The organism is Caballeronia sp. A2-2 (assembly GCF_057612605.2).
On record NZ_CM173618.1, the window covers coordinates 970,633 to 995,944 of the forward strand.

Here is a 25,312-nt window from a genome sequence, read left to right on the forward strand (position 1 = left end):
GGGTAACTTTCTTTGCTGCTGCAAAGAAAGTCACCAAAGAAAGCAGCTTTTTACCCCATGCACGATGGCTGGAGAGGGTTGGTCTGGATTAACGGATGCGGTGGCCGCAATAGGGCTTTCCACGTTTGACGCGCCGCTTAGGCAACCTGGCGATTACGCGCTCCAACTCTCTAGACTAAGTGGACCGCATTCATTCTTTCGGCCATGCGCTGCGCGCGCCGAGAACGTAAGAACGGAACCCCGCAGCCTATAAGCGCCCAGCCACATCACACCTCCTCGCTAGATTGCTATTCGGCCCAACCTTGATTAGTGCTTTCACAAAAGGCGCGTTTGCCGCGCGCGCTCAAAGGCTCAAACCGCATTGGCGAGTGTTGTCACGTTGACGCTTGCTTTTTAGTCGGAGCACTCACCAAGGTAGGGCCGAATAGCAATACAGCGGTGGCGCGTGGGGTGGCTGGGTACGGGCACGCTGCGGGATTCCGTTCTTACGTTCTCGGCGCGCGCAGCGCATGGCCGAAAGAATGAATGCGGTCCACTAAGGCAAAAGGATTCGAGCGCGCAATCGCTAGGTTGCCCACACGCTTAACCAACCAAGGGACATCCTAACGCGGCCACTGTATCGTTAATTCAGGCCACCCTTTCCAGCCAGCGGGCACGGGGTAAAAGCTGCTTTCTTTGGTGACTTTCTTTGCAGCAGCAAAGAAAGTTACCCCCCCGCCGGGGAGGCGGCTACTGCAATAGAGACACAAACAAGAGCAGCCCCTTGCACGACCCGTCACCTAACCCTCCCAATAACCACCAACACCCATCCCATGAACAATAACCCCACACGCCACACTCATAACGATAAGTTTTCTATTCACGCTCCCCTTCCGCAAAACAAAGAAGCCGCGCCGCGCGCAATCCACACAATACCGGAACGCCATGCGACGGCCCACCGGCACGCCTCCCTGAACGAACGCGCGCAACGCGGCGGAAAACTGGCCGAAGCGGCGGATCGAAACAGATCGGATACGGACGCGGCGACGCTGACTGCAACATGAGCAGCAGCTTAGAGTGCGCGCGAAAAACGCGAAATCCTCATGCGGCAGGGATGCTTTTGGAGGGAGCAGACGTGACAAAGGGCTGCAATCATGCAGCCCTTCATCGATAAAACAACGTGCTTTAGTTGGCGCTCGTGCCCGATGCGCCCATGCTCGACTTGCTCTTCTTGTGCATCATCTTGCCCGAGCTGCCGGAATCCATGCTGCTGGCGCCCGACGCACCCGATGTCGATCCGGTCACGCCATGCGCGTTCGGCGTGCTCATGCCCGCGCCGCCCTGACCCGCGCCATTGCCGCCCGCGCTGCCGCCACCGGCACCGCCGCCCTGCGCGAATGCCGCGCTCGACAAACCCAACACCAGCGCCGACACGAGCAAACCTTGACTGATGATCTTCATGATGTCTCCCTTGGATGATTTTCCATTGCGCGCCGGCATATCGGGCCGCGTCGCACCTTACATCCCGCAATCGCTGTGCCGCAGGATGAAAGCGCACATGCAAGGGAGTGCAAAGCATATCAAGCAAGCGCCTCGTCGCACCATTCGATCGCCCAGCTTCGCGCGCAATGCACGGCGTCCCATTCGCTGGCGAAGCCATCGAGATCGCCGGATTCGAACGCCTGCAGATAAGGCGTGTGTTCGTCCGGCGCGTGGGTGATGCGGGCATGCGCGTAGAAGCGTCCGTCTTCGTCGTGACGGGCGGTGCAGTCGACGTGGAACGTGCGGTAATCGAAACGCATAGAGGGCTCTCCGTGGTTCGTGGCCGGGGACTTGCTGAAGCATCCAATGCGGGACGTTCGACGTATCGGACTCAGAAGCATGAACGCCGCATTGCTTTCCCACTTACACCTCAATAGAATACTGTATAAACATACAGTGTCAACCCATGGAATTGTCAGAAAAGCTCGAAATTCTCGCCGATGCCGCCAAGTACGACGCTTCCTGCGCCAGCAGCGGCGCGCCCAAACGCGAATCGCGCGGCATAGATGGACTGGGCGCGAGCACCGGCTCGGGCATCTGTCATAGCTTCACGCCAGATGGCCGTTGCGTGTCGCTGCTCAAGATCTTGCTGACGAACTTTTGTCTTTACGATTGCCGTTACTGCGTCAACCGGCGTTCGAGCAATGTGCCACGCGCACGCTTCACGCCCGATGAAGTCGTGAACCTCACGCTGGACTTTTACCGCCGCAATTACATCGACGGGCTGTTTCTAAGCTCGGGCATTATCCAGTCGTCGAATTACACGATGGAGCAACTCATGCTCGTCGCGAAATCGCTGCGCGAGAAGCATCGATTTCGCGGTTATATCCATCTCAAGACCATTCCGGATGCGGATGCCGGTCTCATCGAGCAAGCCGGGCGTTATGCGGACCGTCTGAGCGTGAATATCGAATTGCCCACGGAGATCAGCCTCGAACGGCTCGCGCCGGAGAAAAGCGGCCGGACGATCAAGCTCGCGATGGGCAATATCCGCATGGCGCGCGAAGAATCGGAAGCGGAGCCGCGCGCACCGCGTTTCGCGCCGGCCGGGCAGAGCACGCAAATGATCGTCGGCGCGGACGACACCGACGACCGCACCATCCTCGGCACGGCGGAAACGCTTTACGGTTCGTATCAACTGAAGCGCGTGTACTACTCCGCGTTCAGCCCGATTCCCGATAGTCCATCGGGCTTGCCGCCGAAAGCGCCGCCGCTGTTGCGCGAACATCGTCTGTATCAGGCGGATTTCCTGATGCGCGGTTACGGCTTCAACGCCAACGAATTGCTGGGCGATGCCGGCAATCTTCCGCTCGATGTCGATCCGAAGCTCGCGTGGGCGCTGGCGCATCGCGAGCGTTTTCCGGTGGACCTCAATACCGCGCCGGTGCGGATGGTCGCGCGGGTGCCGGGCATCGGCATGCGCAATGCCAAGCGCATCGTCGAGTTGCGGCGTGCGCGGCGGGTGCGGTATCAGGATCTCGTGCGGCTGCGATGCGGCATGGAGAAGGTCAAGCCGTTCGTCGTGACCGACGACTATCGTCCGCCTTTACGCGATGTGCAATCGGACCACCTTAGGCGCTCGCTTGCGACCGGGCCGGTGCAGTTGTCGCTGCTCTGATCGTGCACGTCATCACCATCGACGACGATTTCGACGCCTGGCGCGACGCAGCGCGCGATGCCCTTGCGCGCGGTTTGCCGCCCGAATCGATCGATTGGCGCATGAAGGACGACGACGGCTCGTTATTCGATGCGCAGCCGCTGGCGAACGAAAAAAGCGAAGCCAACGTCCGCATCTCACGCGAACTCGCGACGCTGCTCAAAGAAGCCGCGCATTTCCGCGATCCGCAGCGCTGGAGCTTTCTCTATCGCGTGCTGTGGCGCTGGGCGCAGGGCGATCGCGCGGCGGCATCGGCGGCGGATGAAGACGGCGCGCGGCTGAACAAAATGGCGAAAGCCGTGCGGCGCGCGCAGCACGACATGATCGCCTACGTGCGCTTTCGTCAGCGCGATGCATCGCTCGGACCGCCTGAATATGTCGCGTGGTACGAGCCGGATCATGACGTGCTCGAATACGGCGCGAATCACTTCGCGGCGCGCATGGGACGGTCGAGCTGGCTTATCACGACACCGCACGGCGCGGCCATGTTCGATGGCGCGCATCTTCATCTCGAACGCCGCCGCGCGCTTGCCGCCGATCACGCGAGCGACACGCCCGACGCCGCCGAAGCGTTGTGGATGACCTATTACCGCAGCATCTTCAACCCCGCGCGGCTGAATGAAAACGCGCTGGAACTGCACATGCCCGTGCGTTTCTGGAAAGGCTTGCCGGAAGGCGCGCTGATTCCCGGCATGATCAGTCAGGCGCGGGGCGGCGCGCGGCGCGTGGGGCAGGCATCGAGCGTGGGCGCGCTCGAAGGCAAGCAAGTTCAGGTCGATGCGCAAGCCGCCCAACCCGAACGCGATGCCCCGACCACGCTCGACGCTTGCCGCCGTTGCACGCTCTGGCGCGATGCCACGCAAGCCGTTCCGGGCGAAGGGCCGTCCACAGCGCGCATCATGCTGCTGGGCGAGCAACCGGGCGATCAGGAAGACCTGAAGGGCGAACCGTTCGTCGGTCCCGCAGGTCAATTGCTCGACGAAGCCATGCGTCGCGCGGGCGTCGCGCGTGAGCAGCTTTATCTGACCAACGCAGTGAAGCATTTTAAGTGGGAGCCGCGCGGCAAGCGTCGTCTGCACAAGACGCCCGCGCAGCAGGAAGTCGATGCCTGCTCGTATTGGCTCGAACAGGAACTACAGCAGGTCGATGCCCGCGTGATCGTCACGCTCGGCGCCACCGCGCTTAACGCCTTGCTCGGGCGGCGCGCGACCTTGTCGGCGCATATCGGCCGCGTCGTGCCGTATGGCGACAAGGTGATCGTCGCGACCTATCACCCGTCCTATGCGCTGCGTCAGAACGACGAAGCCGCGCGCGAAAAAACCGTCGCGGCTATCGTCACGGCGCTGGAAACCGCGCGCGGGCTGGTTTAGAAGGCCGCGCGCACCACGCCGCCATCGGCGCGCAACGCGGCCCCGTTCGTCGCCGACGACAACTCGGAGCACACATACGCCACCGTGTTCGCTATTTCCTCCGGCGTGATGAAGCGCTTGAGGATCGAACTCGGCCGCGCCTGCTCGAAGAACTCCTTCTGAAATTCCTCGAAACTCTTGCCGCCCGACAGCTTGTTCACAAACTCCGTGACGCCTTCGGAACTTGTTGGCCCCGGCAGCACGGAATTGACCGTCACGCCGGTGCCCGCGCAAGTTTCGGCGAGTCCGCGCGAGAGCGCCAGTTGCGCGGTCTTGGTCAGGCCGTAGTGAATCATCTCGACGGGAATCTGAATGCCGCTCTCGCTGCTGATGAAGACAATGCGCCCCCAGTCCTTCTCCTTCATTTTCGGCAGATAGGCGCGCGAGAGCCGCACGCCCGACATCACGTTGGCGTTGAAAAAGCGCAGCCATTCATCGTCGGTGATTTCCTCGAACGGCTTGGGGTCGAAGATGCCCATGTTGTTCACGAGGATGTCCACGCTCGGATAACGCGTGAGGAGTTTCTCGACTTGCGCCGCGTCGGAGAGATCGGCGGCGAAGCCTTCGGCGCGCGCATCGGGAACGAGTTCGTGAAGCCGGGCGAGCGCTTCGTCCACCGAGGCCTGCGAGCGGCCATTGATGATGACGCGCGCTTCCTCGCGCGCCAGCGCCACCGCGATGGCATGCCCGATGCCCTTGGTCGATCCGGACACCAGCGCGAGCTTGTTGTCGATCTTTAGATCCATGTCGGTTCCTTTCTCGTGGTTCGTGGATTGCAGACACGTTTGGGCGCGCCGCATGTGAGAGAAGTTAAACGAAGCAGCGAGATCGTGCAGAAACCATGCTTATGCGCAGGTTATAACGCGTGAACTTAGGAACTATCTAGTTAGGATCGCCGATCTTCAAATCTATACTGAGCGGTTCATATTTACTCGATTCGAGTCATGGCTACACGGAACAAGGAAGCAAATCTCTACATTGCCACGCCGAGCTATGGAGGCGCGGTGACCACCTGCTATGTCAATGGCTTGATGGAACTGCTGAACGTCAGCTATGGGCACAAGCTTTCCTTCACCATGGGCTTCAACAATTTCGAAAGCCTTGTCACGCGCGCGCGCAACACCATGGTCGCGCATTTCCTGGCGGAAGAACGCTTCACGCATCTTATGTGGATCGACGCGGACATCGGCTTTCGGGCAGCGGATGTCTTGCGGCTCCTGCATGCTGACCGCCAGGTCGCGGCGGGCATCTATCCGCTCAAGATCGACGGCTGGCCGAACGAGGGAATCCCCGAACCGCTGCCGGCTGGCACCACGCGCGACACGTTCCGCACGCGCTTCGCGAGCTTTCCTGTCAACAGTCGTCTTTGCACCGGGGAGCCTGACGAAGACGGCTTTATCGAAGTGCTCGACGCGCCGACCGGCTTCATGCTCATCAAGCGGGAAGTGCTCGTGGAACTGGCGCGGCGGTGTCCGCATTTGCGCTACCGGGCGTATGCGAACGATCTGTCGAGAACGTTCAATAATCGCAGCGCAGAACATCTCTACACGTTCTTCGACACCATGGTGGACCCGGAAACCGGCTTCTATCTGTCGGAGGATTACGCGTTCTGCCGGAGGATAGCGGCCATCGGCATCAAGCCTGTGGTCGATACGCGCTCGAACCTCATTCATCAGGGCACGATGAGGTTCGAGGGCGATTTTGGACGGTCGCTTGCCTTGCTGCGCAAGGCGCAGGAGCACGCGTAACTTCACGACATAACTCATCGATGGCGTTGGAAATGACGTGCGTTCATAGTGGCGTCCATGGCGTGACGGACAGCAGAAACACCGCAGCACGCACCTCAACCCGGAGATGTGACATGGCTTATTTTTCCTCGCTCAAGTCTTTTGTGAACGGCGCAAAGCGCGTGATCGCCGCAAGCATGCTGACCGGCATGGCGCTGATTTCGATGTGTGCCCCGGCCAGCGCCGCGACGGCTTCGGTGCCCACCGTGCGGCCCGACACCATCTACGTCTACGCGTTCGACAGCGACGCCAGCGACGTGAAGCTCGACAACCACGGCATCGCGTCGAAACTCACGAGCGCGATGTCCGGCGATTCGTCCGCGCAACAACAAGCGCAACGCGCCGCGCAAGCACGCGAACAAGTGGCCGATGCCATCGTCGCCAAACTTCAGTCGATGGGCCTGCGCGCCGTCCGCGCCGACGTGCCGCCGCCCGCCGGGCAGAACATCCTCGCGGTGGAAGGCAGCATCGACAATATCGATGCCGGCAATCGCCGCCGCCGCACGCTGATCGGCCTCGGCGCGGGCAAGAGCCAGGCTGCGGCCACCGTGCAACTCGTGTTCAAGCCCGCGAACGGCGCGCCGCAAGTCATCGAACAATTCGACGCCGATGCCAACAGCGGCCACGCGCCGGGCATCGCGGAAATGGCGGGCATCGGCGCGGCGGCGGGGCGCGCGGCCACCTCGCTCGCGGTATCGGGCGGCGTGCATGCCATGTCGGAAACGAATCACGCAGGCGTGAAGTCGGACGAAACGCGTCTGGGCGATGCCATCGCCGAGCAGATCGCGAAGATCGGCGCAGCGCAGGGCTGGATGAGCGCGCATGACGAAAGTTGAACGGCCTCGCATGCGGCACGTGTCCGGAACCGCCTACACTAGCGGTTCCGGACGCACGTCCGCCACGCGAGACCCAAACGCATGCCGACGATTGCCCTGATGGTCCTGACGGCGGTGGTAACCGTCATCGTCGTGCTCGTCGTAGCCAATCTGACGAGCGGTGAAAAGAAAGTGGAGCATAAGATCGAGCGGCTCTACGCCAGCCACGATCCGCAATTCCTCCGCTCGATGGGCCTCTTGCTCGGTCCGCCCGTGCTGGACGGTAACCGCTTCGAAGTGCTCGTCAACGGCGACGAAATCTTCCCGTCGATGCTCGAAGGCATCCGTTCGGCGCAGAAGACCATCACGTTCGAAACGTTCATTTATTGGTCGGGCGAAATCGGCGAGCAGGTGGCGCAGGCGCTCGCCGAGAAAGCGCGCGCGGGCATTCCGGTGCATATCCTGCTGGACTGGGTGGGGTCGTCGAAGATGGACCGGCATTATCTGAACCTGTTGCGCGAGGCGGGCGCGGAAGTCATCCAGTATCACAAGCCGCACTGGACCGGGCTTGGACGCATGAACGACCGCACGCACCGCAAACTGCTGGTGATCGACGGGCGGATCGGGTTCACGGGCGGCGTGGGCATCGCCGAGGAATGGACGGGGCACGCGCAGGATGAAAAGCATTGGCGCGACTCGCATTTCCGCGTGGAAGGCCCAGTTGTCGGCCAGATGCAGGCCGTTTTCATGGACAACTGGGTGAAGGCGACCGGCAACGTGCTGCACGGGCCGAATTACTTTCCGCATATCGAACCGTTGACCGAACCGGGTGAAGGGCTCGCGCACATGTTCAGCAGTTCGCCCTCCGGCGGCAGCGATGACATGCAGTTGATGTACCTCATGGCGATCACCGCCGCGACGCACAACATCCACTTGTCGAGCGCGTACTTCGTGCCGGACAAGCTCACCATCAACGCGCTGGTGGAAGCCGCGCGGCGCGGCGTGAAGGTGCGCGTCATCACGCCGGGCAAGCATATCGATACGCACACGGTCCGCGAGGCCTCGCGCGCCTGCTGGGGCGATCTGCTTGCTGCGGGCGTCGAAATGCACGAATTCCAGCCGACCATGTTCCATTGCAAGCTGATGGTGGTGGACGACTTCCTCGTCTCGGTCGGCTCGACCAACTTCGACCCGCGCTCCTTCCGCCTCAACGACGAAGCCAACCTCAATATCTACGACCGCGACTTCGCGCGCCTGCAGATGGAGATCGTCGCGCGCGACATCGAACGGTCGCGGCAAATCACGCTGGAAGACTGGCAGCGCAGGCCGATTGCCGAGAAATTGCTGGATCGCGTGGTGGCTTTGCTCGAACCGGAACTGTGAGCGCCACGCAGAAATTTTTACGCCAGAGAGGCTAAAGATCGGTAAGCGCACGCCGATAAGACGCTTAACTAAATAGGTCACCTCTTTCGGCACCGCTATGCACGGCACTTACAATTTCTGGCTCGTCGCGGCGTCCCTCATTGTCGCGACTCTTGCCTCGTTCACCGCCCTCGATATCTCCGGGCGAATCTCCATGCTTGGGCAGTCGCGCATTCGTCATGTGTGGCTGGCGGGCGGCGCGCTGTCCATGGGCACCGGCATCTGGTCGATGCACTTCGTCGGCGTCTTGTCCTTCCAGTTGCCGATTCCGCTCGGCTACGACTTCGGCATCACGGCGGCGTCGCTCGGCATTGCGGTGGCGGTGTCGTACTTCGCGCTGTGGGTCATCAACGGGGCGCGGCTGACGGTGCGGCGGCTTATTGTCAGCAGCGTGGCGATGGGCATCGGCATCGCGGCCATGCACTACACCGGCGACGCGGCGATGAAGATGTTCCCCGCGATCGTCTACGATCCGTGGATCTTCGCCGCCTCGATCGCGATTGCAATCGTTGCCTCGGGCGCGGCGCTGTGGATCGCGCGCACGCTCGCCGACGCGAGTCAGAACTTCGTGCTGCTCAAGCGCTCGGGCGCGGCGCTGGTCATGGGCATCGCGATCACCGGCATGCACTACACCGGCAACGCGGCGGCGGAATTTTTGCCCGGCTCCATTTGCGGCGCGGCCAACGCCATCGATTCGCGCTGGCTCGGCACCACGGTTGCGCTCTTTACATTGGCGATCCTGAGCATCACGCTGGTGCTGTCGCGTTTCGACGCGCGCACCTCGATTCTCGCGGGTTCCGTCTCGCGCCTGAACGGACAGATCGTGCGCATGGCGGGCTTCGACACGCTCACCGATTTGCCGAACCGCCGCACCATGACCGAGCGTATCGAGCGCGCGATCAAGAACGCGTCCTCGACGGGCAGCGGCTTCGCCATCCTGTTCATGGATCTCGACGGCTTCAAGACCATCAACGATTCGCTCGGCCACACGGTCGGCGACGAAGTGCTCAAGGCGTTCTCCAAGCGGCTCCTGCAATGCGTGCGCGGTGGCGATACCGTGGCGCGGCTCGGCGGCGACGAGTTCGTCGTGATGCTCGAAAACCTGACCATCGCGCATGATGCCGAACGCATGGCCGAACGCATTCTCGAAGTCATGCGGCGCGGCATTCTCGCGGGCAATCATCCGCTGACGGTGATGCCGAGCATCGGCATCGCGCTGTTTCCGCAAGACGGCGACGGTGTCGATGCGCTGCTCAAGCACGCGGACGTGGCCATGTACGAAGCCAAGCGCGGCGGCCGCAGCACCTATCGCTTCTTCGAAGCCAGCATGAACGAAGCCGCGATGCGCACCTTGCAGATTCAGCGCGCCTTGCACGACGCCCTGAGCGACGACTTTTTCTACCTGATGTTCCAGCCGAAATTTCGCGGCAAGAGTGGCGAGCTGGCCGGTGCGGAGGCGCTGATTCGCCTGCGTCATCCGGAAATCGGCGAACTCACGCCGGTCGAATTCATTCCGATTTCCGAACGTTCCGGGCAGATCGTGCAGATCGGTTACTGGGTCGTGCGCGAGACGTGCCGGCACATTGCGCAATGGCGCGCGGAAGGGCGGCCGCCGGTGAAGGTTGCGGTGAACCTGTCGCCGCGTCAGATGACCGAGGTCGATCTCGTCGCCAACATGATCCGTATCGTGCGCGACGCGAACGTGCCGCCGGAGCAGATCATGTTCGAGATCACCGAAACCGTGGCGATGCAGGACGCGCCACGCACCATCGAGATGATTCACGCGTTCCAGGCGAACGGTTTCGAGATCGCCATCGACGACTTCGGCACGGGTTATTCGAGTCTCGCGTACTTGCAGCGTTTTCGCGCCAAGCAGTTGAAGATCGACCGCTTTTTCACGAACGGTCTGGACGAGAACGGTCAGGAAGGGCGCGCGATCGTCTCGGCGATCATCGCGCTGGCGCATTCGCTGGATATGGATGTGGTCGCGGAAGGCGTGGAAACCGGCTCGCAACGTGATCGTCTGCAGGACATGATGTGCGATGAGATGCAGGGGTTCTTGCTGGCGCGGCCGCTGTCGGCGGATGCGTTCGGGAGCTTGTTGCAGCCGAAGGAAGGCGCGCCTGATGTGCCTGCGTCGGCCGCTCAGGCAGGCAGAATGGTGCGCGCGGCTTCGTAAAGCTGCATGCCGAGCGCGTACTCGCGCGACGGCCGCACCTCGCGCATGATGCGCGCGATCTCGTTCATGTCCAGATCCGCATCGCCCGCGAACAGGAGCCGGCGGATGGCGTTAATCAACTGTCCTTCGTGTACCGGCAAATTCACGTGCCCGAGTTCGTCGTAAGCGATGGTCGAATCGTTTACGTATTTCGGCGTGGCGAGAAACGGCACGCTCACCTGCGCGACCATTTCGCGGCTCGCGATCCAGTCGCGATAGAGGGTGTCGATGGCAACCGACTTGACCTCGTGGGCCGCAAACAAACGCCGTAGCGTCTGCTTGCCCTTCGGCGTCACGATATAGGCGGCCGCGCAATAGGCATAGAGCGCGTGGGCATCGAGGAGCGACACGCCCGACGGTTCGTGCCGCAGCGGTTCGTCGGCGTCCTGCGCGCGATGGCGCATCTGCAATTCACTTTGTGCCAGCATTGCAGGGATTTGATTGCTGAATGGGCAGCAATCGAGAAAGAGCACATCGCACGTTGGATACTGCTGCACGAAAAAGGCAATGGCGTCGTCATGCACGACCCTGGCGAAATGACGGCTGATTTCCACATCGTCTTCCAGCACGATAGTGGCGCTCTCCGGGTCAGCGCCGAGAATGACGTCTTCGTGCGAGCGCCTGCATGCCCAGATGCCGTTGTGCGCGCGGTTCTCATACGGGCCGAAGCGAGCGCCGTCGATGGCCTCGAAACGCGCGATACGCGTGTCATAGCCGATTCCGGCCAGTTGCGCTTCCATGTCCGCGCGCCTTGTTTCGCTCGACGCGAGGTTGATGTAGAAGCCGTCGAGTTTCATGGATTTTTTCGCGCGACAATCGAAGAGCGGTGCGCGATTCTAAACCTGTGTCCAAGCGCGGAAAACCTCGTTCTTGTCAATTGATGACTAAAAGTAACGATTCAATCGTTGTTCGAAGTCCTTCGTGATCCTCTTCGTTCGGTAGAATTCTGCCGCCCGCCAAAAGCTCGCAACGCGATGCCGGCGAGGACAAGGAATTCAACAAGCGAGAGAGAGACCCATGATCGAACACGGTTCGCCACATGTATTGAGTTTCATCAATCTGAAGGGCGGCGTCGGCAAGACCACCACGGCGGTGGCCGTCGCGGAAATTCTGGCGCATGAGATGAAAAAGCGGGTACTGCTGATCGATCTCGATCCGCAGACTAACGCCACGGTGAATCTGATCTCGGAAGAGCACTGGGACGAACTCGACCGCGAAGGGCGCACCATCGCGCAGCTTTTCGCGGACAAGATCAACGATCATCTGCCTCCGCGCTTCGATATCGAGCGTTCCATTGTCCGGAACGTATCCACGGTCGATGGCGGTATCCGCACGCTCGATCTGCTGCCATCGAGCATTGCGTTGATCGATTTGCAGGACCGCATTCCGTCCATCGCCATGTCGGGGCATTTCAACGTCAATCCGCGCGACATTCTGCGCGATGCGCTCAGGCCGGTGCTCGACCGGTACGACTACGTCATCATCGACTGCCCGCCGAGTCTCGGCACGGTCACCAAGAACGGACTGAATATCTCGACCGGTTACGTGGTGCCGACCATTCCGGACATCGTTTCGACATGGGGTATTTTTCAGATCGTCGAAAAGGTGCGGGAGTTCGCGATCAGCGTGAAGCAGCCGATTGCATCGCTCGGAATCGTGGCGACCAAGGTGCAAAGCAACAAGCTGCACCAGCGCGTCATGACGGATCTGGCGAACGGCCGGCTGGGCAAGTTCGCCGAAGCGGACATCCGGCAGCCGCACTTTTTCGCGAATTACATTCCGCAAGCCGTCGCGGTGTCCAACAGTGCGGACCATGCGGCCGACTGGCGAACGCTGAGGACCAAATACGGCAGCGCGCATGACGCGTTCGTCGGACTCACACTGGAGATTCACGCGCTATGTCAGGCAAAAGCCCGGTAAACAATCCGCTGCGGGCGTTCTTTGAGGTAATCGAGGCCGAGTACGCGACCAACCCCGATTTCGCGGAAAAGATCGACGCGATCCTGCGTCCGGCGCAAGACGGCGCACCGCCCGTGCGCGCGCGTGCGCCCGCGAAACGCAAGCCGGTCGATGCGCCCGACGTCCACGCGGAACTGGCGGCGCGCGGTGAAGACGGTTTGCGCGCGTGGCTCGGTGAACAATCCGCGGACGTGCTCAAGGCGATCATCCGCAAGGAAGATCTCGACGCCGCGCGCCGAGCCGCGAAGTGGAAAAGCGAGAGCAAGCTGGCCGACTTCATCGTCGATGGTCTGCGCGCGCGCAAGTCGCGCGGCGGGGCGTTCATCGGGAGGACGCGGGACGAGGCTTGAGGTGCGCTTAGTCCATCGCCGCATGCGCAAGCGACTCGTTCGACATCTTGCGCGCGGGGCGAATCAGCAGAATCAACGGCACCACCAGCAAGGTCGCGACGAACATCAGCTTGAAGTCGTTGAGGTACGCGATCATCGCGGCTTGCTGCGTGATGGTCTGGTTCATCATTGCCAGGTCTTGCAGGGAGCCGGAGGCGAGCATCGGCTGCATCGCGGGATTGAAGGGCGTGACCTGCGCGGCGAGATCGGCGTGCGCGACCTGCGTGTTGCGCGTCATCAGCGTCTGCACGATCGAAATGCCGATACTGCTGCCGATATTGCGCATCAGGCTGTAGGTGGCGGTGCCGTCGGCGCGCAGCATCGGCGTGAGCGTGGAAAACGTGAGCGCCGAGAGCGGCACGAACACGAAGCCGAGACCGAAGCCCTGAATCACGCCCGGCCAGACGATATCGGAGGCGGACAGCACGATGGTGTATTGCATCATCTGCCACAGCGCGAAGGCCGAGATCAGGAAGCCCGCGAGCAACAATAGCCGCGCGTCCACGCGCTTCAATAAGCGCCCGGCGACGAGCATCGCCAACATGGTGCCAGCGCCGCTCGGTGCGGTGACGAGTCCGGTCGTCGCCACCGGATAGTTCATGAGGTTTTGCAGCATCGGCGGCAGGAGCGCGCGGGTGGCGTACATCACCGCGCCGATCACGAAGATGAAGAACGTGCCGGTCGCGAAGTTGCGGTCCTTGAGCAACTCGTATTTGAAGAACGAACGCGTGCCGGCGGTGGCCGTATGCGCCACGAAAAACACGAACGCCAGCGCGGCGAGAATGGCCTCGATGCGGATTTCCATCGAGCCGAACCAGTCGAGCTGCTCGCCGCGATCGAGCATCGCTTGAAACGCGCCGATGGCGAGTCCCAGCGTGACGAAACCGAAGGCATCGAACCTGACGGATTTTCGGGCGACTTGCGCGGGCAGGAAAGTCAGCACGCCGAACAACGCGAACGCACCGATCGGCACGTTGATGAAGAACACCCAGCGCCAGTTGTAGCTGTCCGTGAGCCAGCCGCCGAGCGTGGGCCCGAGAATCGGGCCGACCATCACGCCCATGCCCCAGACGGCCATCGCCTGACCTTGCTTTTCGGGTGGGTTGATATCGAGCAGAATCGACTGCGACAAGGGCACGAGCGCCGCGCCGAAAATGCCCTGCAACAGCCGCGACGCGACGATCTGCGCGAGCGTCTCCGACAACCCGCACAGCGCTGACGCCACCGTGAATCCGGCAATCGACACGCACAACAGCCGCTTCACGCTCAACTGATCCGCCAGCCACCCGGTAAGCGGCGTGGCGATCGCCGCCGCGACGATATACGACGTCAGCACCCATGTGATCTCGTCCTGCGACGCCGACAGCGCGCCTTGCATGTGCGGCAGCGCCACGTTGGCGATGGTGCTGTCGAGCGTCTGGATCAGCGTGGCGAGCATGATCGAGACCGTCAGCATCGTGCGGTTCAGCGGCACGGGGGCGCTTTGCATCGGGGATTGGGAAGACATGGGGCGCGCCTTGGGCGCTCGTCGAAATTGTAATCAGGGTGATGATAAGCCAGCTTATTATACGGACGGCACGCGCTCATGCAACCGGCGAAAAACCGGACGTCTTACCTATAATCGCGGGATGGAAACCCAACTCGACAAACGCTTCGGCTTTCTGGTGGCCGACGTGGACCGCCTGTGCGGCAACCGTTTCGACGAACTCGCGAAGTCGTCGCTCAATCTCACGCGTGCGCAGTGTCGCGTGCTGGCTTATCTTTCGCACTATGGCGAGGTGAATCAGGCGCGGCTCGCGGGGCTTTTGGAAGTCGCGCCGATTTCCGCCGGGCGGCTGCTGGACCGCATGGAGGAGGGCGGCTGGATCGAGCGGCGGCTCAATCCCGATGACCGGCGCGAGCGGCAGGTGCGCATGACGGCGAAGGCGGAGAAGGCGCTGGACCGTGCGCGGCGTGTCGGCGATGAGATCGCGGCGGAAGCGCTGGCGGGGTTCAGCCGCGCCGAAAGCGATCAGTTGATTGCGTTGCTTCAGCGCGTGCGGGGGAACTTGAGTCGTATCGTGGATCGGTGAGGTTTCAGGCGCGTTACTTGCTGGCTTGCGGGTTTGGAAGGTTTGTCCATCGACTGAGGAGAAGAAACCATGCTGAAAAAATGCACTGCACCGTTGGCTGTTATCGCGTTGTCGGCTGCTGTTTTGTTTGCAGTGCCGGTTGCGTCTGCGCAGGCGCAGGATGCCGCCGGGGCCTCGACGCCCAAGGCCGTTAAGAAAGAGCAGCGCAAGGCCGCGCGTCAGAAGAAGAACGCGGAGTTGGGCGCGCTTGAGAAGAATGGGTATAACCCTGGCGGCGATCAAAATAACTATCCGCAGAATATTCAGAACGCGGAGGCTAAGGTTCAGGCGCAGAAGGCTGGGAAGCCGGTGCCGGCTTCTACGCCGTGATTTTGTGTTGCTGGTTTTTTGTCGTGGAAGGGGCTGCTGCTGTTGGTGATGTTTATTCAGTAGCCGCCTCTCCGGCGGGGGGGTAACTTTCTTTGCTGCTGCAAAGAAAGTTACCAAAGAAAGCAGCTTTTACCCCTCCGCACGCTGGCTGGAAAGTGTGGTCTGAATTAACGATGCAGTGGCCGCAATAGGACCTTCCACGTTTGACGCGCCGCTTAGGCAACCTCGCGATATCGCGCTCGAATTCTTTAGCGTTAGTGGACCGCATTCATTCATTCGGCCATGCGCTTCGCGCGCCGAGAACCTTAGAACGGAACCCCGCAGTCTATTAGCGCCCAGCCACCTCACGCTTCTCCGCTAGATTGCTATTCGGCCCAACCTTGGTTAGTGCTTTCACAAAAGGCGTGTTTGCCACGCGCGCGCAAAAGCTCAAACTTGCATTGGCAATGGTGCACGTTGACGCTTGCCTTTTAGTCGGAGCACTAACGAACGTAGGGCCGAATAGCAATACAGCGATGGCGCGTGAGGTGGCTGGGCACGCGCACGCTGCGGGATTCCGTTCTAAAGTTCTCGGCGCGCGAAGCGCATGGCCGAAAGAATGAATGCGGTCCACTAGGGCCAAAGGATTCGAGCGCGAAATCGCGAGGTTGCCCACGCGCTTAACGAAACGCAGGACATCCTAACGCGGCCACTGCATCGTTAATCCAGACCACCCTCTCCAGCCATCGTGCCTGGGGTAAAAAGCTGCTTTCTTTGGTGACTTTCTTTGCAGCAGCAAAGAAAGTTACCCCCCCGCCGGGGAGGCGGCTACTGAATAAAAAGCACAAACAACAGCAGCCCCTTCCACAAAATCCCCCGTCATCAAACCTCACTCAAGCTGATACGACAACACCGCGTTCACCCGAGGACTCCTCGAAGCACTCTCCACCGGCGCATCCCCCATGCTTTCGCGACCGACAAATCAATACTGTAGTGCTTCGCATCCGAAATCCTGAAGCCCACGCTCGCCGACGACAACCGCCGCGGATTCGCCGTGCCGCCATGCAGATAAACGCGCGCCGCATCGAAGGAAACATAGGGCGTGAACGTCTTCAGATAAGTCATCCCGATCACCACAGCCCGGTTCACCTCGAACGACGCACCCCAGCCCGAATCCCCCGACACCTCGCCCGGCTGATAACCCTGCGCGAAATGCTGCGCGCCGAACGACACCTGCTCGGAAGTAGGCAGCGTATCCGGCGAATACTGCCCCGTCGTCGAAAACACCGTGCCAATGCCCAGCGGCCAGTCATTGCTCTGCGTGTAGGTCGCACCGGTGCGCACGAAGGTGATCGACACGGGATTGACCGGCGCATAACCGGCGATATTCGTCTCCGCACTGCGCGACGCGCCGAGCACATCAAACGCCTTCGCCACGTTGAAGCTCGCACGCCGCACCACGCCCGCACCGATGCCGGTGTAATCGAGCTGCAACTGCGTCACGCGCACTTGCGAACGCTGCGTGAGTTGCGGATTGCCGAACGCGATCGTGTTCTTCAAGCGGCCTTCATCGTGCGAGGCATACACCGTCGCCGTGCCCGTCAGACTGCGCGCATTGGACAGAATGAACGGATACACCGCCGAAAACGCGAGCTTTTCATTCACGACGGTCCGCTCGATATACGAAGGCAAGCCGGGATTGTCGACCGGATGACCGTGGTAATGCGAGGCATCGACCTTCGCGGTCAGACCGTCCGTGCCGATCGGCAGCGTGCCGCTCGCGGCGTAGTACGTCTGATCGTCGCGGCCCTTGGGCAGCAGCGCGGACACCGACAGCGATTCGCCCAGCCCCAGCATGCCGTTCTCCGTCGCGCCCAGAATCCCCTGCACGCCAGGATGATTGAAGTCGATGCCCGTGCTCACATTCACCGGCTTGCGTTCGACATCGAGCGTGAGCGTGGCCGCGCCGTCGGTGTTCTGCGGCGGCGCGACGGTGGCCTGCGTCTTCACGCCCGGAATCATGCCGAGGACGTTGATGTAGCGCTCGAAGGTCGCCTGCCGCAAGGGCCGGTCGGCGCGCATGCGATCGGCTACGGCGCGGATGCGTTTTTCCGCCGCGCCCGGATTGCCCTTGATGACGACATCCGCGATATAACCTTCGACCACGGTTACGCGCACCACGCCATCCGCGAACGTCTGCGCGGGGATGAACGCGAACGACAGCGCATAGCCGCGTTCCTTGTACAGCGCGGTCACGCCGTTGGCGGTTTCGATCAACTGGCCGATGGTCACGTTATGGCCGACCAGCGGCGTGAAGCGCCCGGCGATGTCCTTGAAGGGCAGCGCCTTCACACCTTCGATCTCGATTTTGGTCGGCGTGACATGGCGCGCGAGCAGCGCATCGAGTGCGGGCGCGGGCGCTTGTACATCGACGGAAACGGAGGGTTTGGATGGCGCATCGACCTTCGGCAGCGCATCCAGCGGATTCCCGCCGATGCTCGCGCGTGGCGCGGCGGGCGGCGTCTGCGCGTGAGCGATGGGAATCGTGAGCGCGACGAGACAGCAGGCCCGTTTGAATGAACGGATCTTCATGGTGTTTCCCTCGTGATGATGCCGCGAGAACGTCGTGCGGTTTAAATGCGCCGCCGCGTTCTTCGTCGTGTCGTTATGTGGTGCTGCCTTTCCTTACTCGATGCTCGTAGACACATCGATCGGGCGCAAGACCACGCCCGATCGATGTCCTTAACGCCGCACCCCGCCCAGCACGCCGCCGACGACCGAACCGACCGCGCCGAGCAAGCCGCCGCCGTTGGTGCCGGTCGTGTTGTTCGTGCCACCCGATGCCGACGACAACGCCGGAGCAGGCGCCGCAGCCGTGCTGCCTTGCGTGGTCGCGACCGTCACGCCGAGCCCTGCGGTAATCGAAGTCACGGTGCCGAGCACGCCGCCATTGCCTGCCGAACCGCTCGTGCCGCTTCCGCCCGTCAGCGCACCAACGACACCCGTCACCGGTGCAAGCGGTCCAGCCCCGCTCGCCGCGTTGCCAGAGAGCGCGCCCGTGACGCCGCTCAACAGTCCCGTGACAGGGGCGAGGGCGCCGGTCCCCGTCACGGGGCTGCCCGTGGCTCCGCCCAACCCGCCCGTCAGACCACTGACGACGCTCGTCACCGGCGCCAGCACGCCACCCGTCGAGCCACCGAGAATTCCCGTGACGGGCGCGACCGGATTGGACCCGTTCAACAAGCCGCCCGCCGATGCCACCGTCGTTCCCGTCGCGGAAACGAGCTGACCCACGCCCGCCGTGAGCGCATTGCCGCCGTTGGCCGTGACATTCAGCCCGGCCTGATTCAACGCGCCGCCAATCGACGAAAGCAGGTTGTTGACGGGCTGACCAAGACCGGTTGCATTGCCAATCGTTTGCGTCGCCGTGCCGACAGTAGCCGTGATCGGCGTGATCGCCTGACTCACGGTTTGCGTGAGTTGCGTGACCGGCGCGCTCGTGAGCGACTGACCCAGCACACCGCCCGTCTGATTCACCGCATTCCCGACGATGCCGACAATCGCGCCCACCGGCGTCGTCACCGGGGCGAGCGGCGCGAGCGTGCCGCTGCCCAGACTCGTGACGAGCGTCCCCGCGCTCGACACGGCATCGCCCGTTTTCTGCACGACGCCGCCGACACTCGCCACCGTTGTGCCGACCGGATCGGCCGATGTGCCGATCGTGCCCAGACCCGCCGACACGCCATCGCCGAGCGTGGACACCGCCGCGCCGAGATTCGACACGACACCGCCCGCGGCTTGCGTGGTGCCCGCATCGACGGCCGGTGTCGGGGTTGTGGCGATGACCGTGCCCAACCCCGAAACCGTGTCGCCGAGCGCGGACACCACGTTGCCGGTCTTGTCGGCGACCGCCGCGACGGGTGGCGTCACCGTGGTTCCGGTTCCGCCGCCGCCCGTGCCGCCGTTGCTGCCGCTCCCCCCGCTGCTTCCACCGCCGCCGGTGCTGCCGGTGGTGGTCCCCGAACCTCCTGTTCCCCCCGAACCCATGTCACTGTTGCCACCCGTCGAAATCGTCCCCGACCCGCTGCCCGATGCGCCCTTGCTCATGGAGCCGGAGCCGCCGCATGCAGCGAGCGAGAGCACGCTTGCGGCCGCCGCCGCGATCAGAGTGGTGCGCAAAAGGTCGCGTCCGATATTGCTCGTGTTCATGATGCCCTCGGTGTTTGTCTTTAAGGAACCGCGAGCGGACATTTGCAGGAGGTATGCCATTGAGCGCATCGGGCATCGCACGTAATCGGAAAATCCTTCTGCGGCGAGCGTTTGACGCAATCGGACGGTATTTCGCGGAGGGCGGCGAACCTGCAAAAGCGAAGCGCCGAACGCACCTCGTAACGTTACGAATTCACGGATACGTTACGCATTCCGACGTTACGTGCGATTTTTTTGATTGCGACTATCATCGAAAATCGACGATACGCGATTCATTAAATCGGGCAGGATTAAACGGAATCAACTCGCTGCTTTTAAGCAGCTCTTTCCCCTTGAACCGACGAGTGTTTCTAAAAACACAAAGATTCTGTTAGACGATAATTGATTTCGAGATAGCGTTGGGTTATAAATTCGTCAGGCAGTGTTCTTCCCTCCGCAAACGTTCCAGAGAGAAGGCAACGCCCAAAAAAAACATTACATAACTGAGAGAAAGGTGGCCTCATGTCAGGCTGCTTTCGAACCCGCACGCCCATGCTGCAAAGGGTTGCGCGCCGGTTCGAAAGCAGCAGGAAGAGGATCGCCTGTTGCACCGAGCAAGACCATTCCGAGGGCCATTAAAATGAAAGCAACCTTCCTTCAATTCATTCGGGACAACCGGGGCATTACCGCCATCGAGTACGGGCTGATCGCAGGCGTTTTGGCATTGGGAATCATGGCGGCGGTCGGGGACGTCGCCACCCAGTTGTCCTCGACGTTCGAAGCCATCAAGACCGAGTTGCAAGGCAAGAGCACTACGGGTTAATACGGGCGTTCCGTATTAACCCGATTTTCTTTGGGAAACTCGAATCGCGCGCCGGTTAATCGCTGGCGCGTGACCAATCGTTTCGCCCTGAATTTTCGTTTTACGGGTATTCGCCTTGATTGGGCGGATGCCGGTAATGCGCGTGCCTGCCGATTTACTGCGTCTCATGATCTCGATCGAATACGCGTTTTTTATCGGCTGGGCGTCCGCTGTCGTCTCGTGCGACTGGCGGCGCAGGCTGATTCCCAATTCGCTCGTTTTCACGGGAGCGGGTTGTGCGCTGCTGTTGTCGGCGTTCGGACATTCTCCGTTCGGCGTCTTCGCGCGTGGCGCGCTGAGCGGCTTCGCCACCGGCGCGGCCGCGCTGCTGCCGTTCTACGCGCTCGGCATGATGGGCGCCGCCGACGTCAAGCTCTTCGCCGCGCTCGGCGCATGGTGCGGGCCGCGCGCGCTGCTCGGCATATGGTGCGTCGCGAGCCTGCTTGCGTTCGTTCATGCGTTGATGCTGCTCGTCCGGCGTCGTCGTGTCGCGCTGACGCTGCGCGAGATTCCCGCCGATGATCGCCGAAGCAACAGCACGCCCTACGGCGCATTGCTCGCGCTCGCGGCGCTCGGGCATCTCGCCGTGATCGCGCTGGGAGCACGCGCATGAAAAGCCGCAAAGCCCAGCGCGGCAACATGGCGATCGAATTCGCCATCGTGTTTCCGCTGTTCTTCCTCGTGCTGTACGCCATCGTCACCTACAGCCTGATCTTCGTCGCGCAGCAGTCGCTCACGCTCGCCGCCGAGGAAGGCGCGCGCGCCGCGTTGCGCGTGCAGCCGGGCGCGACGAGCATCGCGGCTTCGCTCACGTTGCGCGCGCAGGCCGCATGTCTGGCCGCGCAAAACATGTCGAACTGGCTGATGCAACCGACCCAATGCAGCACGACGACCACCGCCTGCACCTTCGACACGACGATGAACTGCATCCAGGTCACGCTCGACTATGACTATGCGGGCAAGCCGCTCATGCCCACGCTGCCGCTGTTGAAGATGGCCTTGCCGGATGCGCTCGTCGCTCAGGCGTCCGTCCAGCTCGACCCGAACAACCTGTTCTGAACGCGCACATCATGGCCAATCTCACCCGCACGCTCGCCTTTTTGCTGCTGATGCTCGCCGTCGTGCTCGGCGCATTCGCCTTCATGCTGGCGCGCTCGCCCGCACCGCATGCGCCACCCGCATCGCAGGCCGCGCCTTCCATTGCCGCCGATACGCGCCTCGTTCCCGTGGTCGTCGCCGCGCGCGATCTGCCTGCCGGTCAGCCGCTCGATGCCGCCGCGCTCACCGTGCGCATGCAGGCCGAAACCACACCCGGCGCGTTCACCGATCCGAACCTGCTCGCCGGCCGCGTCACGCGCGCGGCGGTGGTGCAGGGCGCGCCGCTCACCGAAGCGTCGCTGTCCAGCGGTCTCGCGGATGTCATCGCCCCCGGCGAACGTGCGGTCGCCGTGCAGATCGACGAAACGAACGCGGTCGGCAATTACGTGCGGCCGGGCAATTTCGTCGATGTGTTCTTCTCGCTCAAACGCGAAGGCGCGGGTCATTCGGATGCCGAAGTACAGACGACGCAGGCGCGTCTGCTGTTGTCGAAGGTGCGCGTGCTGAGCGTGGGCGCGGCATCGGTGGGCGGTGCGCAGCCCAACGGCGCGTCCGATGCGAATGCACAACCGGCACGCAATGCCAGCGCCGCCCGCACCGCCGTGCTCGCCGTGCGCACCGCCGATGTCGATGCCCTCACGCTCGCCGAAGGCGCGGGCCGCATCGTGCTGGCTTTGCGCAATGGCGGTGACGATGAAACGCCGCCGCAGCCAATATTTGCGCCGCTCGTGCAGGTCAAGGCAAACGCGCCGGAAAACGGCTCGACACGCGCGGCGGCGGGGATGTCGCTGGGAACGCTGGCGGTTGCGCGCGTCGTTCATGAGACGGTCGCGCCAACGCAGCGAACAGTACCCCGCGCAAGCGTGATCGAAGTGATTCGCGGCGGACGCGTGGAGCACATCGCGGATTGAACGTTCAATGCAGGACCTACGCAAGAGCAGGGCGCGCAAGCGTCCGGGCATGACGATGATGAAGAACCGGCAATTTTTCTCGCGGCGCATGTGTATCGTGGCGGCGCTTTTTTTGAGCATCAGCGTGCTCGTGGCGTTTGGCGCGAACGCGCAAGCGGCGCAATCCGATGCGAGCGCAGCGTACAAGCTCGTCGTCGGTGGCCAGCAGTCGATTGCGCGCGGCCATGCGCTGTCGCGCGTCGCTATCGGCGATCCGGCTGTCGCGGATGTGATTCTGCTCAAGGACGGCGGCGGCGCGCTGCTCGTCGGCAAGGCAGCGGGCACGACCGATATGCTGCTCTGGGAACGCGGCAGCGATGCCCCGCGCACCTACACCATCGACGTGCAGGCCGCAGCGAGTCAAGCCTTGCTCGGCCGCGATTCACCGTCATTGCGCGTGCTGGGAAAAACCGCCGTGCTCACCGGCTCCACGCCGACCATGACCTCGCACCAGCGCGCGGTTTCGGCGGCGCAGGCATCGGTGGGCAAGGACGGCGCGCTTGTGGATGCCGTGACCATCGCCACGAAAAGCGTCGTTCAGGTGGATGTGAAAGTGGTCGAATTCAGCAAGTCGGTGCTGAAGGAAGCGGGCTTCAACCTGTTCTCGCAGAACAACGCGGGCTTCGCGTTCGGGACGTTTTCACCGAGTTCGCTCGGCAATGTCACGGGCGGCGCGGGCAGTCCGTTGCAGGTCACGGCGACGTCGCCGATTGCGTCAGCGTTCAACCTCGTGCTCAATTCGACATCGCGCGGACTGTTCGCCAATCTGAGCTTGCTCGAAGGAAATAACTTGGCGCGCGTGCTCGCGCAGCCCACGCTCGTCGCGCTGTCGGGACAAAGCGCCAGCTTCCTCGCGGGCGGCGAGATTCCCGTGCCGGTGCCGCAATCGCTCGGGACCACGACCATCGTCTATAAGCCGTACGGTATCGGCCTGTCGCTCACGCCGACGGTGCTCGGCCCCGAACGCATCGCGCTCAAGGTCGCGCCCGAGGCGAGCCAGCTCGACTTCGCGCATGCCATCACCATCGACGGCGTATCGGTGCCCGCGCTGACCACGCGCCGCGCCGAAACCGCCGTCGAACTCGGCGATGGCGAGAGCTTCGTGATCGGCGGACTCGTGGATCGCGAAACGGCGTCGAACGTGAACAAGGTGCCGCTTCTCGGCGATCTGCCGATCATCGGCGCGTTCTTCAAGACGCTGCAATATTCGCAGACGGACCGCGAACTCGTGATCGTGGTGACGCCGCATCTGGTCTCGCCGATTGCGCGCGGCGCGGCATTGCCCTCGACGCCGGGCGAGCAGGCCGAACAGCGCAACGGGCCGGTGTGGCGGAGTTTCGTCGGCGGCGCCTTGTCCAGCGATGCCGCGCCGGGGTTCTCGCGATGAACGCGCAGGAATCCTTGCCCGCAGCGCGTTTTCTGTGTGCGAGCGCCGATCCTTCGCGCACCGCGTGGCTTCAGGAAGCGCTCGCGAGCGTCGGCAGCGTGCAGGCCGCGCCGTGCGAATCCGCCGCGTTGGTTTCGAGCATTGCGGAGCACGCGCCGTCCATCGTATTCGTCGATTTCACGTCGCACACGCTCGCTCATGCGAACGATGCCAGCGCGCTCGCCCAAGCCGCGCGCGATGCATTCCCCAGCGTGCCCATCGTCGCGCTCGGCACGCTGTCCTCGCCGGTGTCGGCGGTGGTCGCGCTGCGCGCGGGCGTGCGCGATTTCATCGATCTCAATGGAGACGCAGGCGATGTGCTGCCCGTGGTCCGGCGTTTGTTGGATGAACGCCCCGAACTCGTGAGCCGTCACGGCAGAATCACCGTGCTGGTCGGCGCGCGCACCGGCATGGGCGTGAGCACGCTGGCGGCGAATCTCGCGCATGCGGTGCATCAGCGCGGCGCGGCGCGGCATAAAACTACCGCGCTGCTCGACCTCGGCCTGCCCGCCGCCGACAGCGCGCTGTTGCTCGACACCCAAAGCGAACTGCATTTCGTCGATGCCGTGCGCAGCCTTCGCCGCATCGACGAAACGTTCGTGAATACGGCGTTTGCGCGTCATCCGAGCGGCTTGGCGATCACCGCGCTGCCCGCCGATCTTTCTTCGATGCGCGCAATCTCCTTCGCGTCCGCCGTGAGCACGTTGAACCGGCTGCGCGCGTTCTTCGATCATCAGATAGTGGATCTCGGTGGCTTCTCGAATCTCGATTTCGTCGCGCAAGTGCTTCAGGCCGCGGATGTTGCGTGGCTCGTGTGCGATCCGAACGTGGCCTCGGCGGTGTCGGCGAGAGCGTTCATCGAAGGTCTGCACGTCGATGCATCCGAAACGCCGACATTCACGCTCGGACTCGTCGTCAACAAGTTCGATGCAGCCTTGAACTTCGGTGCGGATCAACTGGCCGCGCGGCTCGAATTGCCGCTCGTCGCGGTGCTGCCGGAACGTGCGCAGGCACTCGGGCGCGCCGTGAATCAAGGCCTTTTATTGAGCGCAAGCGCCGAACGCGATCCCTACGTGCGCGCACTCGCACCGCTCGTCACGCGCCTGTGCGGCGACGAAGCCGCATCGAAAAATCAAACGCGCGCGCAGCGTCTCGGGCATTTCCTTCCCACTCTTCTGAAACGGTCATAGA

At 62.5% G+C, this 25,312-nt stretch carries 23 protein-coding genes and 1 pseudogene; 17 read left to right on the top strand and 7 right to left on the bottom strand.

Features of this window, described 5'->3' with window-relative positions:
- The first annotated feature begins 812 nt into the window (after positions 1-812).
- On the top strand, positions 813-1,043 hold the full coding sequence (locus tag ACZCWR_RS28125; protein ID WP_487304946.1) for a hypothetical protein: 231 nt from the start codon (positions 813-815) through the stop codon (positions 1,041-1,043).
- Positions 1,044-1,164: 121 nt separating this feature from the next.
- On the opposite strand, the gene ACZCWR_RS28130 is transcribed toward ACZCWR_RS28125, so the two are convergent.
- Positions 1,165-1,440, bottom strand: a complete 276-nt coding sequence (locus ACZCWR_RS28130; protein ID WP_487304947.1) for a hypothetical protein — start codon at positions 1,438-1,440, stop codon at positions 1,165-1,167.
- A 119-nt stretch (positions 1,441-1,559) separates the two neighbouring features.
- Positions 1,560-1,781, bottom strand: coding sequence for a hypothetical protein (locus ACZCWR_RS28135; RefSeq protein ID WP_487304948.1), 222 nt, complete (start codon positions 1,779-1,781; stop codon positions 1,560-1,562).
- Positions 1,782-1,927: 146 nt separating this feature from the next.
- Here ACZCWR_RS28135 and ACZCWR_RS28140 point away from each other — a divergent pair, with 146 nt between their 5' ends.
- On the top strand, positions 1,928-3,139 hold the full coding sequence (locus ACZCWR_RS28140) for a putative DNA modification/repair radical SAM protein (RefSeq protein WP_487304949.1): 1,212 nt from the start codon (positions 1,928-1,930) through the stop codon (positions 3,137-3,139).
- A gap of 2 nt (positions 3,140-3,141) precedes the next feature.
- Positions 3,142-4,548: a UdgX family uracil-DNA binding protein gene (locus ACZCWR_RS28145; RefSeq protein WP_487304950.1), complete on the top strand. Its 1,407-nt coding sequence runs from the start codon at positions 3,142-3,144 to the stop codon at positions 4,546-4,548.
- Here ACZCWR_RS28145 and ACZCWR_RS28150 read toward each other — a convergent pair.
- Positions 4,545-5,333: an SDR family NAD(P)-dependent oxidoreductase gene (locus tag ACZCWR_RS28150; protein ID WP_487304951.1), complete on the bottom strand. Its 789-nt coding sequence runs from the start codon at positions 5,331-5,333 to the stop codon at positions 4,545-4,547. The two genes, ACZCWR_RS28145 and ACZCWR_RS28150, sit on opposite strands and share 4 nt — an antisense overlap.
- A 198-nt stretch (positions 5,334-5,531) precedes the next feature.
- Between ACZCWR_RS28150 and ACZCWR_RS28155 the strand changes: the two genes are divergently transcribed.
- The 4 genes from ACZCWR_RS28155 to ACZCWR_RS28170 all read left to right on the top strand — a co-directional run bounded on the left by ACZCWR_RS28155 (position 5,532) and on the right by ACZCWR_RS28170 (position 10,790).
- The gene (locus ACZCWR_RS28155) at positions 5,532-6,335 is read left to right on the top strand and encodes a hypothetical protein (protein ID WP_487304952.1); all 804 of its coding nucleotides are present in this window, start codon (positions 5,532-5,534) and stop codon (positions 6,333-6,335) included.
- A 113-nt stretch (positions 6,336-6,448) separates the two neighbouring features.
- Positions 6,449-7,210: a DUF4410 domain-containing protein gene (locus ACZCWR_RS28160; protein WP_487304953.1), complete on the top strand. Its 762-nt coding sequence runs from the start codon at positions 6,449-6,451 to the stop codon at positions 7,208-7,210.
- A gap of 81 nt (positions 7,211-7,291) precedes the next feature.
- Positions 7,292-8,572, top strand: coding sequence for a cardiolipin synthase (gene cls / locus ACZCWR_RS28165; protein WP_487304954.1), 1,281 nt, complete (start codon positions 7,292-7,294; stop codon positions 8,570-8,572).
- 97 nt (positions 8,573-8,669) lie between these two features.
- The gene (locus tag ACZCWR_RS28170; RefSeq protein ID WP_487304955.1) at positions 8,670-10,790 is read left to right on the top strand and encodes a putative bifunctional diguanylate cyclase/phosphodiesterase; all 2,121 of its coding nucleotides are present in this window, start codon (positions 8,670-8,672) and stop codon (positions 10,788-10,790) included.
- Here ACZCWR_RS28170 and ACZCWR_RS28175 read toward each other — a convergent pair.
- Positions 10,757-11,626: a hypothetical protein gene (locus ACZCWR_RS28175; protein WP_487304956.1), complete on the bottom strand. Its 870-nt coding sequence runs from the start codon at positions 11,624-11,626 to the stop codon at positions 10,757-10,759. The two genes, ACZCWR_RS28170 and ACZCWR_RS28175, sit on opposite strands and share 34 nt — an antisense overlap.
- A 220-nt stretch (positions 11,627-11,846) precedes the next feature.
- On the opposite strand from ACZCWR_RS28175, the gene ACZCWR_RS28180 reads away from it, so the two are divergent.
- Positions 11,847-12,749: a ParA family protein gene (locus ACZCWR_RS28180; RefSeq protein ID WP_487304957.1), complete on the top strand. Its 903-nt coding sequence runs from the start codon at positions 11,847-11,849 to the stop codon at positions 12,747-12,749.
- Positions 12,728-13,138, top strand: a complete 411-nt coding sequence (locus tag ACZCWR_RS28185) for a hypothetical protein (protein ID WP_487304958.1) — start codon at positions 12,728-12,730, stop codon at positions 13,136-13,138. Before ACZCWR_RS28180 ends, ACZCWR_RS28185 begins: the two co-directional genes overlap by 22 nt.
- A gap of 7 nt (positions 13,139-13,145) precedes the next feature.
- Here the strand turns inward: ACZCWR_RS28185 and ACZCWR_RS28190 are convergent, their stop codons facing one another.
- Positions 13,146-14,684 (bottom strand): DHA2 family efflux MFS transporter permease subunit, encoded by a 1,539-nt coding sequence (locus ACZCWR_RS28190; protein WP_487304959.1) that lies wholly within the window; start codon positions 14,682-14,684, stop codon positions 13,146-13,148.
- Positions 14,685-14,805: 121 nt separating this feature from the next.
- On the opposite strand from ACZCWR_RS28190, the gene ACZCWR_RS28195 reads away from it, so the two are divergent.
- Positions 14,806-15,249: a MarR family winged helix-turn-helix transcriptional regulator gene (locus ACZCWR_RS28195; RefSeq protein ID WP_487304960.1), complete on the top strand. Its 444-nt coding sequence runs from the start codon at positions 14,806-14,808 to the stop codon at positions 15,247-15,249.
- A gap of 69 nt (positions 15,250-15,318) precedes the next feature.
- Entirely contained in the window at positions 15,319-15,618 is a 300-nt protein-coding gene (locus tag ACZCWR_RS28200) for a DUF4148 domain-containing protein (protein WP_487304961.1), read from the top strand.
- Between the two features lie 868 nt (positions 15,619-16,486).
- On the opposite strand, the pseudogene ACZCWR_RS28205 reads toward ACZCWR_RS28200, so the two are convergent.
- Together ACZCWR_RS28205 and ACZCWR_RS28210 are read right to left on the bottom strand one after the other, a co-directional pair.
- Positions 16,487-18,189, bottom strand: a pseudogene (locus ACZCWR_RS28205) (ShlB/FhaC/HecB family hemolysin secretion/activation protein).
- A 150-nt stretch (positions 18,190-18,339) separates the two neighbouring features.
- Positions 18,340-19,806 (bottom strand): collagen-like triple helix repeat-containing protein, encoded by a 1,467-nt coding sequence (locus ACZCWR_RS28210; RefSeq protein WP_487304962.1) that lies wholly within the window; start codon positions 19,804-19,806, stop codon positions 18,340-18,342.
- Between the two features lie 619 nt (positions 19,807-20,425).
- Here ACZCWR_RS28210 and ACZCWR_RS28215 point away from each other — a divergent pair.
- The 6 genes from ACZCWR_RS28215 (at position 20,426) to ACZCWR_RS28240 (ending at position 25,311) form a co-directional block, all read left to right on the top strand.
- Complete coding sequence (locus tag ACZCWR_RS28215) at positions 20,426-20,608, top strand: Flp family type IVb pilin (RefSeq protein WP_487304963.1); 183 nt, start codon at positions 20,426-20,428, stop codon at positions 20,606-20,608.
- Positions 20,609-20,744: 136 nt separating this feature from the next.
- On the top strand, positions 20,745-21,260 hold the full coding sequence (locus tag ACZCWR_RS28220; protein ID WP_487304964.1) for an A24 family peptidase: 516 nt from the start codon (positions 20,745-20,747) through the stop codon (positions 21,258-21,260).
- Entirely contained in the window at positions 21,257-21,706 is a 450-nt protein-coding gene (locus ACZCWR_RS28225) for a TadE/TadG family type IV pilus assembly protein (RefSeq protein ID WP_487304965.1), read from the top strand. Before ACZCWR_RS28220 ends, ACZCWR_RS28225 begins: the two co-directional genes overlap by 4 nt.
- Positions 21,707-21,717: 11 nt before the next feature.
- Positions 21,718-22,656 (top strand): Flp pilus assembly protein CpaB, encoded by a 939-nt coding sequence (gene cpaB / locus ACZCWR_RS28230; protein WP_487304966.1) that lies wholly within the window; start codon positions 21,718-21,720, stop codon positions 22,654-22,656.
- Between the two features lie 88 nt (positions 22,657-22,744).
- On the top strand, positions 22,745-24,082 hold the full coding sequence (locus ACZCWR_RS28235; protein WP_487306174.1) for a type II and III secretion system protein family protein: 1,338 nt from the start codon (positions 22,745-22,747) through the stop codon (positions 24,080-24,082).
- Positions 24,079-25,311 (top strand): fimbrial protein, encoded by a 1,233-nt coding sequence (locus ACZCWR_RS28240; protein WP_487304967.1) that lies wholly within the window; start codon positions 24,079-24,081, stop codon positions 25,309-25,311. Before ACZCWR_RS28235 ends, ACZCWR_RS28240 begins: the two co-directional genes overlap by 4 nt.
- Position 25,312 lies beyond the last annotated feature (1 nt).